The following is a 12,573-nucleotide window of genomic DNA, read 5'->3' as shown; positions in this document are numbered from 1 at the left end:
CGAAGATTTCCGCCGCAGGCGGGGCACTGCGCGTTGCCGAAGCCGCTTGGCGGCGGCCCTGCCTGACCGGCGTTCGCCCCTCTCGCTCTCTCTGGACGGCCGCCGCCGTAGGACGCATGCACAACTATCTGGATTTCGAAAAACCGGTCGCCGATCTGGAAGGCCAGATCATCGAGCTGAGGAAGATCGAGACGGGCGAGGACGCGGTCAAGGTGACCGACGAGATCGACCGGCTGGAAAAGCGGTCGAAAGAGGCCCTCGAGGACCTCTACAAGAAGCTGACGCCCTGGCAGAAGACCCAGGTCGCGCGCCATCCGGACCGGCCGCATTGCGTCGACTACCTCGCCCGCCTGATCACTGACTTCGTGCCGCTTGCGGGTGACCGCTACTTTGCCGAGGACTATGCCGTGATCGCCGGCTTCGGTCGCTTCGACGGGGCGCCCGTCGCGGTGATCGGCCAGGAAAAGGGCTCCGACACCCAGAGCCGGCTGAAGCACAATTTCGGCATGGCCCGGCCGGAGGGGTATCGCAAGGCCGTCCGGATCATGGAGCTCGCCGAGCGCTTCGACATCCCCGTCCTGACGCTGGTCGACACCGCCGGCGCCTATCCCGGCATCGGCGCCGAGGAACGCGGCCAGGCCGAGGCCATCGCCCGTTCGATCGAGGCCTGCCTCAATCTGAAGGTGCCGCTGGTCTCGCTGGTCATCGGCGAGGGCGGCTCGGGCGGGGCGATGGCGATCGCCGCGGCCAATCGCGTCCTGATGATGGAGCATTCCATCTACAACGTCATCGCGCCGGAAGCCGGCGCCTCGATCCTCTACCGTGACGCGGCGCGGGCCCGCGACGTCGCCCAGGCGATGAAGATGACGGCGCAGGATCTGATGGGTTTCGGCATCATCGATGCCATCGTCGAGGAGCCGCTCGGCGGCGCCCATCGCGGCCCCGAGACCGCCATCGATGCCGCGGCGGCGCAGATTCGCCGGGCTTTCGGCGAACTCGGCCCGCTCTCGGGGGAGGAACTGAAGCGCCAGCGGCGGGAGAAGTTCCTGGCGATCGGTCGCAATCTCTGACGACAGTTGCAGCCCGGCCACAGGGTGCAACTTCCATTCCCCACCGTCATGCGCCAGAATGTCGCCATCGTCGTGGATCAGGGTGCGACGATGGGGCGCGAAAAGGGGTCGCGCCTCGGCGTCGGGACGGCACGGTTTACGGTCACTTAAGAAAATCGTGAAAGACTGCCGCCAACCATGCGCCCTGACTGCCTCTTGTGAGAGGTGTCGAGGACGCGATGAGGGGCCGTCGCTCGCGGCGGTCGTTCGAGAGGGGTGGTGGGCCATGATGCGCTCGCCGCAGGCGATGGGGACTTGAGGGGATGATCGTCCGACGTTTCGCGACGGCCGCGGCCTTGGCTGCGCTGATGACCGTGTCCGCTTGCAAATACGAAGATCTGGCTCCAGAGAACGCGCCGCTTCCGCCGGATCTGGCGCGGGCGATCCAGGCGAGCAGCATGGGCGTCAACTCGCCCATCCTCGTGCGACTCTTCAAGGAAGAGTCGGAGCTCGAGATCTGGAAGCAGAAGACCGACGGCACCTACGCCCTGCTCAAGACCTACGAGATCTGCGCCTGGTCCGGAAAGCTCGGCCCGAAGCAGAAGGAGGGTGACCGCCAGGCGCCCGAGGGCTTCTATACGGTGACGCCGGCCCAGCTCAACCCGAAGTCGAACTATCACCTCGCCATCAACATGGGCTATCCCAACGCCTATGACCGCGCCAACGGGCGCACCGGCTCCCATCTGATGATCCATGGCTCGTGCAATTCGTCCGGCTGCTACGCCATGGACGACGAGCAGGTGCAGGAGATCTACACGCTCGCCCGCTATTCCTTCGACGGCGGCCAGCGCGCCTTCCAGATCCAGGCCTATCCCTTCCGGATGACGCCGAAGAACATGGCCCGGCACAAGAATTCCGATCATTACGGCTTCTGGCAGATGCTGAAGAAGGGCTCGGACTATTTCGAGACCACCCATCTGCCGCCGAATGTCGGCGTCTGCGAGCGCCAATACATCTTCGACCAGACCGCAGAGACCGTCGCGGGCCTGTCGCCCGCGGGTCCGTGCCCGACCGTCGAGATGCCCCACGTCGTCGCCGCGAAGCACCAGGCCGATCAGGCGGCAGCCGAGGAAATCGCCGCGCGCATGGCGCCGAGCGAGTTCGCCACCTCGACGACCTTCTCCTACCGCACCGGCCAGCCGATGACCGCCGAGGCCTATGCCCAGGAGCAGCATCGCCGCGAGGGCTACGACCGCGACGGCAAGCGCATCGGCGGGCGCAAGGGCGGCTCGATCTTCAGCCTGTTCGAGTAGAGATCCTTCCCCCGGCGCCCTGTCGGACCGGGCCTCCGATGGGGTCGAGGCCGGGAACGAAAGCCGGGTTCGAGACAGACAGACGAAAAGGGCCGGTCGTTGCACCGGCCCTTTTTCTTTCAGACCTTCAGTGTCCGGACCGTGCCCAACCACCCGAGCGGAGCGTTGCCCCGAACAGGATCCGACGGGCGGAAACGCCGGCATCCTGATCCGTTGCCTCTCAGCCGAACATCAGCGAGCGGTGAACGGCCGTGCCCGTCATGGCCCCGTCGCCGACGGCGAGCGACACCGATCCTGCGGCCCGGGCGACGTCGCCGCAGGCAAATATACCGGCGACCGTCGTCTCCTGCATCGCATCCGTGCGCAGGAACCGGCCCGTCGGACCTTCCTCGACCCCGCAGCCGAGGCCTTCTGCGAGGCCGCAGGAGGGATGGATGCGGCTCGCGGTGAACAAGCCGGCCATGGCGAGGGTTCGCCCGTCCGTCAGGACGACGTCTGCCTCGCCGGCGATCCTTGCCACGCCGGTTGCCTCGATCGCGACGCCGCGGGCCGCCAGTCGTGCGCGTTCCTCGGGGCTCGGCTCGAAGGCGCCGTTGAGGAAGAACGTCACCGTCCCCCAGTCGGGCAGCATCAGTGCATGGTGCATCGACACCGGCCCTGTCGCCAGAACGCCGATCGCGCCGGCGTTCAGTTCGTAGCCGTGGCAGTAGGGGCAGTGGAAGACGTGCTTTCCCCAGCGTTCGGCAAGGCCGGGGACATCCGGCAGGTAGTCGACGACTCCCAGCGCCAGGACGAGGCGGCGGGAAAGGAACGACTGCTTCTTCTCGACACAGACGGCGAAATCGGCGCCGGGGCGCTCGATCCGGGTGGCTCTGCCGTCGACGAAGGTGACGTTCGGATAGGCCGCGATCTGCTGCCGTGCCTCGGCGACGATCGCTGCGGGATCGCGGCCGTCCTGGCCGAGGAAGCCGTGCGAATGTGATGCAAAGCGGTTGCGACGCAGGCCGGCGTCGATCACCACGACGTCGCGACGGGCGCGGGCGAGTTGCAGGGCGGCGGCGAGACCGGCATAGCTGCCGCCGACGACGATGACGTCATGCATGGGCTTTGGTTCCGTTTTCGGATTTGTGCCGTGCGAAGCGCCGGCGGAAATCGGCGGCGAGGGCGGCGAGCGTGACGGTCGCGAAGCGCTCCAGCAGCAGCGCTTCCGCGGCGTCGAAGGCATCGTCGAGAGCCGCGTTCACCGCCTGCTCGACGAGGCAGGCCGGGTTTTCGTGGCGATTGCCGACGGCAAAGAGCGCCGGCTCGCCGAGCGCGGCATTGATGTCCCTGAGGGTCACCCGGTCGAAGTCGCAGGCGATCGACCAGCCGCCGTTCGGGCCGCGATCGGAGCGCACGAAGCCGCTCTCCCGGAGACCGGCCATGGTTCGGCGGACGACGACCGGGTTGGTCGACATGCAGGTGGCGAGGTCTTCCGACGTCATCGGCTTGCCGTGGGATTCCATGTGCAGGAGTGCATGGAGGACGGAGGAGAGGCGGCTGTCGCGTTTCATGTAACTTGAGTTATTACGAATTATGCAGCGACGCAAGTCGCCATCTGGAGGCGTGGTTGGACGTTGTCGCGCGATCGGCACCGGGGAGGAAAAAAAGGGACCGCCCGACGGGCAGCCCTCGACCGAGATGTCGGATCGCCGGGCCAGGGAAGCCAGGCCCGGCGGCGACTGTCAGAACTTCACGGTCAGGACCGCCTTCGCCGCATGGCTGACGTCGATCGTGTCGCCGAAGCCGACCGAGTAGTTCAGGGAGCCGGCGACCGTGTCGGTGAAGTTCGCCTCGGCACCGGCGCCGACGACGAAGCCGCGAGCGGAAAGGTCGCCGAATTCGGCGAAGGAATCCTGCGACGGACTGCCCGAAATCCGCGAGACGATGCCCGTATCGTCGCTCGTCAGATTGTCCTCCCAGCCGATCCGGCCGGTCAGCCTGGCCGGACGACCGAAGGCCTCGGTGGCATAGGCAAGGTTCAGATTGGCGGCGCCGAGCAGCGCGTCGCGATCGTAGCCGTCATACTGGATGCGGGCGGCGAGGCCGGACTCGGTGAAGCCGTCCACGTCGAAATGCAGATAGGTGAGCGACAGGCTCGGCGTCGCGGTGAGGTCGCCGAAGGCCATCGGATAGGCGATCTCGGCCCCGACGTCGTAGATCGCGGCATCGGTGTCGGCGCCGCCGTTGACGACGCCCGGCAACAGGGTGACGCGTTCGATGTCGTTGAAGTCGGCATGGGCGATGCCGGCCGTCGCGGCGAGCTGGAAGCCACTCAGCGTCGTCGCGGTATAGATGTCGGCGGCGAAGGCCTGGGTGTCGTAGGTGATCGGCGAATCGTCCAGCGAGCCGTTCGAATAGCTGACGGATCCGCCGACGAGGGCATTGCCGAGAAAGGCATCGTAGCCGAGGCGCACGGTGCCGACGCCGTAGTCGTAGCCATGCATCCGGCCGCTGTCGCCGCGATCGTACCAGTTGCCGCCGAAGCTGGTGTAGAACCCTGCGGCCTCCGGGCCGCCGGCCAACACTTTCCGCCCACGCTCTAAGGCCGACGCGGCGCCCTCGTAACGGTCGAGGATCGCCGTCTCCGACATCGAGCCGACATTCGCCGCCTGCTCGCCGGCGGTCAGATAGTCGAGCACCAGCGAGGCGAGCAGCTGGTGGCCGGCCGTGGTCGGATGAACGTTGTCGAAGAAGAGATACTGGTTCTGCTCGGCCTGGGTTCCATTGAGGCAGCTCGTCACGAAGCGGCATCCTTCGGTGGCGTTGTCGAAGCCGAAGCGCTGGGGGTCGGCGATGATCGCGGAGAACACCCGCTCGACGTCGACAAGATGGGTGTCGGTACCCGGATTGGCTGCCGCCGAGGCGAAGACAGCCTGGCTCAGCGCCGAATTGAAGGTATCCGAGGCGAGCGTCCCGACGAACTGGGTGGTCGGCGAGCCGTTGAACTGCGGGGTCAGGCCGAGATCCGGCAGGTTGAGAACGACCACCGTCGGGGCGCCGATCTGCGAGAGGGTCCCGGCGGCCGTGCCGATGTTCTGGGCGGCAAGGGCTGCGGCGGCGGCGATGTCGGCAGGTGTCGCAGCCGGCTGCCGGGCCGCGTCGAAGATGTCGTTCGCCCCGCCGAGAAGCGTCACCACGTCGTTTGCTGCGAAGGCGCCGTCCTTCAGCTGGAAGAAGCCGATCTGATCCGGGATGCCGGGTGGCAGCGCCGTCAGCGCGTCCGTCCGGGCGCCGCCGAACGCGTAATTCTGGTTCGCCGTCGGATCGATCGGTACGCCGCCGAGCGTCGCCGCGCCGGCCGGCTGCATCGGCCCGTTCAGATACTCGGTGAAGACCGGCCCGTTCGAATAATGGCCGTTGAAATAGGGCGGGGAAGCGGGCGTGCTGCCTGCCGTCACGGCGTAGAGATTGCCGTTGTCGGATAGGCTGTCGCCGAACGAGACGACCGCTCCGATATCGCGGGCGATTGTCGGCTGCGCCGCCAGCGCGACGATGGTCGAGGCCAACACGCCCTGCGCCAGACGAGACTTCAACATCGTTGTTCCCCCAACATGATGCTGAAAACAAAAGCCTATCTCGTGCCGTTGACGCAACCGTCAGAGGGAGCCTTCGGCGCGGGGCGTGACGTCTTCGCTCTTCGTGTCACCGAAAAGCCGCAAAGCCGGGGCGTGCGCTGATCCGCGCCCGGCGCGTCCGCGCAAGCACTGGTTCGGGCGTGGGAGCAGGCGGAACCGAAACGCTCGGGCCCATGAAAAAAGGCCGCCCCGCGGGACGGCCTTTCGAAAACGTCGCTCGATCAGAGATTGTCGCCTCAGGCGTTGTGCATGGCCACGGCGGTGTCGTTCATGCGGTTCGAGAAGCCCCACTCGTTGTCGTACCAGGACATCACGCGCACCAGCGAGCCTTCCATGACCTTGGTCTGGTCCATGTGGAAGATCGAGGAATGCGGGTCGTGGTTGAAATCCGACGAGACGTTCTTGTCGTCGGTGAAGCCGAGAATGCCCTTCAGCGGACCGGATGTGGCGGCGGCGCGGATGGCGTCCTGGATTTCCTTCACGCTGGTGTCGCGCTTGGGAACGAACTTGAAGTCCACCACCGAGACGTTCGGGGTCGGCACGCGGATCGCGACGCCGTCGAGCCGGCCGTTCAGCTCCGGCAGGACGAGGCCGACGGCTTTCGCCGCGCCGGTCGAGGTCGGGATCATCGACAGGGCGGCGGCGCGGCCCCGGTAGAGATCCTTGTGCATGGTGTCGAGCGTCGGCTGGTCGCCGGTATAGGAATGGATCGTCGTCATGAAGCCCTTGTCGATGCCGATGGCGTCGTTGAGGACCTTGGCGACCGGGGCGAGGCAGTTGGTCGTGCAGGAGGCGTTGGAGGCGATCCTGTCGTCGGACGTCAGGGTATGATGGTTGACGCCGAAGACGATGGTCTTCTCGGCGCCGGCCGCGCCCGACAGGGGACCGGAGATCAGCACTTTCTTCGCGCCGGCTTCCAGATGCGCCGAAGCCTTGGCTGGATCGGTGAAGATACCGGTGCATTCCATCGCGACGTCGATGCCCATCTCGCCCCAGGGCAGGGCCTTCGGATCGCGCTCGGCCGTCACCTTGATCTTGCCGCGACCGACGTCGATCATGTCGCCCTCGACCGTCACGGTGCCCGGGAAGCGGCCGTGGACCGAATCGTAGCGGATCAGATGGGCGTTGGTTTCGACCGGCCCGAGATCGTTGATCGCCACGACCTCGATGTCGGTGCGGCCGGACTCGACGATGGCGCGCAGGACGTTTCGTCCGATGCGGCCGAAGCCGTTGATTGCAACGCGAACTGCCATGTGTCTTTCTCCCTGAAGGGTGCCCGAAGCCGGTTTCGAAGCCGGGCTGTAGCCCTGCCGGACGGACGAATCAAGTTTGCGGCGGCATCAGCTTTTCTCAAGGCCGGGCTGAGAATGTCTCGCTGGGCGCGCCACGGCGAAGGGTGCTTCGGCCTCATCCGGCGTCGGGCTCGTCCTGGCGCCCCAGCCGCTCCGTCACGGCGGCGACGACCGCTTCTGCGGTGATACCGAAATGCCGGTAGAGTTCCGGCGCCGGGCCGGAGGCACCGAAGCCGTTCATGCCGACGAAATGCCCGTCGCGGCCGATGAGTTCGTCCCAGCCCTGGCGGATGCCCGCCTCGATGGCGACCTTGAAGCTCGGATCGTCGGTCAGAGCCCGGCGGTATTCGACGGTCTGGCGGCGGAACAGCTCGAAGGAGGGAACCGAGACGACGCGGGTGGGGATGCCGCCGCGCTCGAGTTCGTCCCTCGCCTCGACCGCGATCTCGACCTCCGAGCCGGTGGCGTAGATCGTCACCTGCGCCTCTCCCGAGGCGGGATGGATCTCGTAGGCGCCGCGGGCGCTGCGATTCTCGTCGTGCTCGTCGAGGCGCAGCGTCGGCAGGCCCTGGCGCGACAAAGCGAGGATCGAGGGCGCCGCGCGGTTCTGCAGCGCCAGCTGCCAGCATTCGGCGGTCTCGACGGGATCGGCCGGCCGGAAGACGAGGAGGTTGGGGATGGCGCGGAGAGCCGCGAGCTGCTCGACCGGCTGGTGGGTCGGCCCGTCCTCGCCGAGGCCGATCGAATCGTGGGTCATCACGTGGATCACCCGGATGCCCATCAAAGCGGCGAGCCGAAGCGACGGCCGGCAATAATCGGAAAAGGCCAGGAACGTCCCGGAATAGGGGATCAGCCCGCCATGCAGCGCCATGCCGTTCATCGCCGCGGCCATCCCGTGCTCGCGGATGCCGTAATGGACGAAGCGGCCGGAATAGTCGCCTGCGGTGATCGGCGCGGTCTGGCTGGTCCGGGTGTTGTTCGATCCGGCGAGATCGGCCGAACCGCCGATCGTCTCCGGCACGATGGCGTTGATCTCCTCCAGCGCCATTTCGGAGGCCTTGCGGGTGGCGAGCTTCGGCCGTTCCTCGTTCATCCGGCGCTTGAACCGGTGCAGCGCCTGGGTGAAGCCGCTCGGCAGATCGCCGCGCATGCGCCGCTCGAATTCGCCGCGGGTTTCGGCGTCGACGGCGGCGAAGCGGGTTTCCCAGGCCTTGCGCCGGACGCTGGATCTGAGGCCGGCGAGCCGCCATTGGTCGAGGATCTCCGAAGGAACCTCGAAGGGCGGATGCGGCCAGTCGAGCGCCTTGCGGGCGGCGGCGATTTCCTCCGCTCCCAGCGGCGACCCGTGCGCCTTTTCGGTGCCGCCCTTGTTCGGCGCGCCGAAGCCGATCGTCGTCTTGGCCGCGATCAGCGTCGGCCGGTCGCTCGTCTTGGCCGTCTCGATGGCGCCGGCGATGGCATCGTGGTCATGGCCGTCGCAGGCAAGCGCCTGCCAGCCGCAGGCCTCGAAACGTTGCAGCTGGTCGGTGGAATCGGCGAGCGAGACTTTGCCGTCGATGGTGATGCCGTTGTCGTCCCACAGGAAGATCAGCTTCGACAGCTTCAGATGCCCGGCGAGCGCGATCGCCTCCTGGCTGATCCCCTCCATCAGGCAGCCGTCGCCGACGAGGGCGTAGGTGGTGTGATCGACGACGTCGTCGCCGAAGCGGGCGTTGAGGATGCGCTCGGCAAGCGCCATGCCGACGGCGTTGCCCGCGCCCTGGCCGAGCGGGCCGGTGGTCGTCTCGATGCCGGCAGCGTGGCCGTATTCCGGATGACCGGCGGTCTTCGATCCGAGCTGCCGGAAGCGCTTGATTTCGTCGATGCCGATGTCGCGGTAGCCGAGCAGATAGAGCAGGCTGTAGAGCAGCATCGAGCCGTGGCCGGCCGAAAAGACGAAGCGGTCGCGGTCCGGCCAGTCGGGCTTGGTGGGGTCGAAGGTGAGGAAGCGGGTGAACAGGACGGTGGCGATGTCCGCCGCGCCCATGGGCAGGCCGGGATGCCCGGAACCGGCCGCTTCCACGGCGTCGGCCGACAGGAACCTGATCGCGTTCGCCATCAGCTGGCGCATTGGCGTCGTCATCGCGAAGGCTCCCCGTCATGCCCCTGGTCAGGATCTGGCCGCCGGGTGAGGGGCCGCCGAGACGCGCGGCTTGCATCATAAGCTCTCGATCCTGTCAACGAAACCCTCGTCGCCGAGGGCGAGGCGCGAGACGCCGCGCTTTCCTTGCTCGCGTCGAGCGGTTAAGAGCAGTGAGGCCCATTCCGGCCGCAACCGCACCGCAACTTCAAGGAGCGCCGCCGTTTCCGGCGGACAATCCGTGATCCTTGGGCAGCTCGTGATCTTTGGAGAGAGACTGGATGCCGCATGACGATCCGTTCGACGCAGCCAGGATGCGACTTCGCACGGCGCTCGAACGGTTGGAAGGAGCCGTCGACGCTCGCCTCGAGCGCGAAGACGCCTTGAGAAGCGTCGACGCCGAGGTCCAGCGCCAGACCGCCGATCGCGGCCGTCTCGCCCGCGAACTCGACGCCGCCCTGGCGCGGGGCGAGCGTCTGGAACAAGCCAATCGCGAGGTCTCCAAACGCCTCGTCGACGCCATGGAGCGCGTGCGCAAGGTGCTCGAACAGCACAAATAGCCGTTCGCGGCGGACAATTTCGACGGGCAGGTGGGACATTTCGGGCCGCCGGGAGTTTACGTCGTCGGTCCCTTGGCAGAACTGTCGATCGAGGGGCTCGCATGAGACGACGCGATTGAAACGGGAAATACGATGCCGCAGATTGTCGTCACCATCGACGGAAAGACTTATCGCATGGCCTGCGCCGAGGGCGAGGAGCAGCACCTCGAGACCCTGGCGGCCGACGTCGACGGCAAGATCGCGGAGCTGCGCGGTTCCTTCGGCCAGATCGGCGATCTCAGGCTGACCGTCATGGCGGCGATCATGGCGACCGACCAGCTCTACGAGACACGCCGCCGGCTGGCCGATCTGCAGGCGAGGTTCGATGCCGATACCGCGTCGCACGGGGCACGGGAGGCGAGCGAGGAAACGACGCGCGAGGAATTCGCCCGCAGCCTGGAGGAAACCGCCGCGAGCATCGAACGTATCTCCGCAAAGCTTGCAGGCGGCCAATGAACGAACATGACGTCGAATGCCGCCCCGCGCCCACAGAGCGCGGTGCGCTGCCCCGTGCCGGCGTGGTTGAGGCGGCGAGCCGCAGCGGTCTCTTGACGCGGCTCGCCTTGTTCCTGTTCTGCGGGCTCTATGGCTTGGCGATGTCCGGCTGCGCATCCGCACTCAACGCCGTCACACCCTCCGGCGACTACCGGCTGGTGTCCGATCTCGCCTATGCGCCCGGCGAGCGTCGGGTTCTCGATCTCTATGTGCCGAAGGGCGTCACGGCGAGGGCGCCGGTCGTCGTCTTCGTCCATGGCGGCAGCTGGGATTCCGGCTCCAAGGACATCTATCCCTTCGTCGGCCAGTCGCTGGCGAGCGCCGGCATCATCGTCGCGATCCCGAACTACCGGCTCTATCCGCAGACGACCTTTCCGGGCTTCGTCGAGGACGCGGCGAAGGCTGTGGCATTCGTCGAGCGGCTGGCCGCCGACGGCCGCGAGGGCATCCCGAAAGGCCGGCACCGGCTGTTTCTGATGGGCCATTCGGCCGGCGCCGAGATCGCCGCTCTGCTGGCGACGGACGGCCGTTACCTTGCGAATGCCGGTTCGTCGATCCGCCGGCTCGCGGGCTTCGTCGGCCTGTCCGGGCCCTACGACTTCCTGCCGCTCACCGAGAAGCGCTACAAGCGCATCTTCCCGGAAGCCGTGCGCCAGGCGAGCCAGCCGGTGAACTTCGTTTCCGGCGACGAACCGCCGACGCTTCTGATCGCCGGCGACGCCGACACCACCGTCGACCCGAAGAACACCCGATCGCTCGCCGCCAGGCTGAAGGCGGCGGGCGTTCCGGTAAAGGCTAGCCTCTATCCCGGCATCGGCCACATCGGCACGATCTCGTCCTTCTCGACGGTGCTTCCGCTCGGCAATCGCGGCATCCGCGAAGAGGTCATCCGCTTCATTCGCGAGAATGCGAGGTAAGAGACGGGACCAACAGGGCCGCTCCGTGACCGAGGCGCGGCTCACGGCCGGATCAGCACCTTGCCGCGGTTGAGGCCGGAGAGCGCCTCGCCGAGCTTCTCCTCTGCCTCGGGGAGGGAGAGCGCTGCGGCGACGTCGGTCTTCCATGCGCCGGAGACGAAGCGCTCCTGGACCTTTTCGAAGGCCTCGCGCCGGGCTTCCGGTGAGGCCGTCGCCAGCCAATCGCTCAGCCAGAAGCCTTCGATCTTCTTCTTCATGAAGACCATTTGGCCGAGACTGGGCAATGCCGGCGACTGCGGCGACAGCTTGCCGTAGATCACCCAGCGCGCGCCGCCCGGCATCGCCGCGAAGATATCGGCCGAGCGGCTGTCGGCGACGGCATCGAGCAGGACGGTCGGCTGCACCTGACGCATCGCCATTACCAGCATGTCCTCGAAGTCTTCCCGCTCGGTGTTGAGGACCGTGCCGACGCCGAGACCTTCGAGCAGAGAGCGATGCTCCTCGCGGCGGATGGTGGCGACGGCGGCAAGCTCCATCTCCTTCGACAGGGTCGCCATCAGCTTGCCGAGCTGGCTGGCGCCGGCCGTCATGACGAAGGCCCTCGCACCAGCCTTCTTCACCAGATCGAGCATCGCCCAGGCCGTCATCGGATTGACGATCAGGGCTGCCGCGTCCTCGTCGCGCAGCTTCGGATGGAGCGGCACCACGGCCCGCGCGTCGGTGAGGGCATATTGCGCCCATACGCCGCTGCCGCCACGGCTCGCCGAGACCGCGACGCGCTGGCCGATCAGCTTGCGGGCCGCCTCGTCCTCGCCGCTCGCGACGACCTCGCCCATGCCTTCGAAGCCGGCGGGAACGCCCTTCCTGCGCGGCTGGCCATATTCACCCTTGATGTAGTGGAGATCCGAGGGATTGACGTTAGCGAGCCCCACCTTGATCAGAACCTGGCCGCCTTTCGGCTTCGGCACCTCGATCTCCGAAAGCTCGCACCAATCGGACAGCCGCTCGATCGCCGGACCTTCCGAGGTTCCGGAATAGCCGTCGTATTTGACGATCAGCGCCTTCATGGTCGTGGGAATCTCGGGCATCGTCGCCCCCTTTTTTGATGCGGTTGATACGGTGGTCTTTCTGCCGCCGCGACCAGCGACCCTGGAGCGATCGCCGGGATGGCT

The 12,573-nt window shown here is 66.9% G+C and carries 11 protein-coding genes; 5 read left to right on the top strand and 6 right to left on the bottom strand.

What is annotated here, in order from left to right:
• Window positions 1-116: 116 nt before the first annotated feature.
• Window positions 117-1,070, top strand: a complete 954-nt coding sequence (locus GTK09_RS16690; protein WP_163464587.1) for an acetyl-CoA carboxylase carboxyltransferase subunit alpha — start codon at window positions 117-119, stop codon at window positions 1,068-1,070.
• Between the two features lie 302 nt (window positions 1,071-1,372).
• Window positions 1,373-2,362 (top strand): L,D-transpeptidase family protein, encoded by a 990-nt coding sequence (locus tag GTK09_RS16685; protein ID WP_163464585.1) that lies wholly within the window; start codon window positions 1,373-1,375, stop codon window positions 2,360-2,362.
• Window positions 2,363-2,582: 220 nt separating this feature from the next.
• On the opposite strand, the gene GTK09_RS16680 is transcribed toward GTK09_RS16685, so the two are convergent.
• The 5 genes from GTK09_RS16680 to tkt form a co-directional block, all read right to left on the bottom strand.
• Window positions 2,583-3,464 carry an NAD(P)/FAD-dependent oxidoreductase gene (locus GTK09_RS16680; RefSeq protein WP_163464583.1) on the bottom strand — a complete coding sequence of 294 codons (882 nt, stop codon included), beginning with the start codon at window positions 3,462-3,464 and terminating at the stop codon, window positions 2,583-2,585.
• Window positions 3,457-3,915, bottom strand: a complete 459-nt coding sequence (locus GTK09_RS16675) for an Rrf2 family transcriptional regulator (protein ID WP_163464581.1) — start codon at window positions 3,913-3,915, stop codon at window positions 3,457-3,459. The genes GTK09_RS16680 and GTK09_RS16675 overlap by 8 nt, the downstream gene beginning before the upstream one ends.
• 171 nt (window positions 3,916-4,086) lie before the next feature.
• The gene (locus tag GTK09_RS16670; protein WP_163464579.1) at window positions 4,087-5,940 is read right to left on the bottom strand and encodes an autotransporter domain-containing protein; all 1,854 of its coding nucleotides are present in this window, start codon (window positions 5,938-5,940) and stop codon (window positions 4,087-4,089) included.
• A 275-nt stretch (window positions 5,941-6,215) separates the two neighbouring features.
• The gene (gene gap, locus GTK09_RS16665; protein ID WP_163464577.1) at window positions 6,216-7,232 is read right to left on the bottom strand and encodes a type I glyceraldehyde-3-phosphate dehydrogenase; all 1,017 of its coding nucleotides are present in this window, start codon (window positions 7,230-7,232) and stop codon (window positions 6,216-6,218) included.
• A 154-nt stretch (window positions 7,233-7,386) separates the two neighbouring features.
• Window positions 7,387-9,393, bottom strand: coding sequence for a transketolase (tkt, locus tag GTK09_RS16660; protein ID WP_163464575.1), 2,007 nt, complete (start codon window positions 9,391-9,393; stop codon window positions 7,387-7,389).
• Window positions 9,394-9,671: 278 nt separating this feature from the next.
• Between tkt and GTK09_RS16655 the strand changes: the two genes are divergently transcribed.
• The 3 genes from GTK09_RS16655 to GTK09_RS16645 all read left to right on the top strand — a co-directional run bounded on the left by GTK09_RS16655 (window position 9,672) and on the right by GTK09_RS16645 (window position 11,401).
• Window positions 9,672-9,950 (top strand): DUF4164 domain-containing protein, encoded by a 279-nt coding sequence (locus GTK09_RS16655; RefSeq protein WP_163464573.1) that lies wholly within the window; start codon window positions 9,672-9,674, stop codon window positions 9,948-9,950.
• A gap of 132 nt (window positions 9,951-10,082) precedes the next feature.
• The gene (locus GTK09_RS16650; RefSeq protein WP_163464572.1) at window positions 10,083-10,445 is read left to right on the top strand and encodes a cell division protein ZapA; all 363 of its coding nucleotides are present in this window, start codon (window positions 10,083-10,085) and stop codon (window positions 10,443-10,445) included.
• Window positions 10,442-11,401 carry an alpha/beta hydrolase gene (locus GTK09_RS16645; RefSeq protein WP_163464569.1) on the top strand — a complete coding sequence of 320 codons (960 nt, stop codon included), beginning with the start codon at window positions 10,442-10,444 and terminating at the stop codon, window positions 11,399-11,401. The genes GTK09_RS16650 and GTK09_RS16645 overlap by 4 nt, the downstream gene beginning before the upstream one ends.
• Window positions 11,402-11,442: 41 nt before the next feature.
• On the opposite strand, the gene GTK09_RS16640 is transcribed toward GTK09_RS16645, so the two are convergent.
• Window positions 11,443-12,489 carry an alcohol dehydrogenase catalytic domain-containing protein gene (locus tag GTK09_RS16640; RefSeq protein WP_163464567.1) on the bottom strand — a complete coding sequence of 349 codons (1,047 nt, stop codon included), beginning with the start codon at window positions 12,487-12,489 and terminating at the stop codon, window positions 11,443-11,445.
• Window positions 12,490-12,573: the final 84 nt, after the last annotated feature.

The sequence above is a fragment of the Jiella pacifica genome, assembly GCF_010500815.1.
Lineage (GTDB): Bacteria > Pseudomonadota > Alphaproteobacteria > Rhizobiales > Rhizobiaceae > Jiella > Jiella pacifica.
This window is presented reverse-complemented; position numbering and strand designations above follow the sequence as displayed.

What these genes read in the sequence shown, in the direction of transcription:
- GTK09_RS16690 (WP_163464587.1), top strand. Translation starts at nt 117, where the DNA reads ATGCACAACTATCTGGATTTCGAAAAACCGGTCGCCGATCTGGAAGGC.
- GTK09_RS16685 (WP_163464585.1), top strand. Translation starts at nt 1,373, where the DNA reads ATGATCGTCCGACGTTTCGCGACGGCCGCGGCCTTGGCTGCGCTGATG.
- GTK09_RS16680 (WP_163464583.1), bottom strand. Translation starts at nt 3,464, where the DNA reads ATGCATGACGTCATCGTCGTCGGCGGCAGCTATGCCGGTCTCGCCGCC.
- GTK09_RS16675 (WP_163464581.1), bottom strand. Translation starts at nt 3,915, where the DNA reads ATGAAACGCGACAGCCGCCTCTCCTCCGTCCTCCATGCACTCCTGCAC.
- GTK09_RS16670 (WP_163464579.1), bottom strand. Translation starts at nt 5,940, where the DNA reads ATGTTGAAGTCTCGTCTGGCGCAGGGCGTGTTGGCCTCGACCATCGTC.
- gap (WP_163464577.1), bottom strand. Translation starts at nt 7,232, where the DNA reads ATGGCAGTTCGCGTTGCAATCAACGGCTTCGGCCGCATCGGACGAAAC.
- tkt (WP_163464575.1), bottom strand. Translation starts at nt 9,393, where the DNA reads ATGACGACGCCAATGCGCCAGCTGATGGCGAACGCGATCAGGTTCCTG.
- GTK09_RS16655 (WP_163464573.1), top strand. Translation starts at nt 9,672, where the DNA reads ATGCCGCATGACGATCCGTTCGACGCAGCCAGGATGCGACTTCGCACG.
- GTK09_RS16650 (WP_163464572.1), top strand. Translation starts at nt 10,083, where the DNA reads ATGCCGCAGATTGTCGTCACCATCGACGGAAAGACTTATCGCATGGCC.
- GTK09_RS16645 (WP_163464569.1), top strand. Translation starts at nt 10,442, where the DNA reads ATGAACGAACATGACGTCGAATGCCGCCCCGCGCCCACAGAGCGCGGT.
- GTK09_RS16640 (WP_163464567.1), bottom strand. Translation starts at nt 12,489, where the DNA reads ATGCCCGAGATTCCCACGACCATGAAGGCGCTGATCGTCAAATACGAC.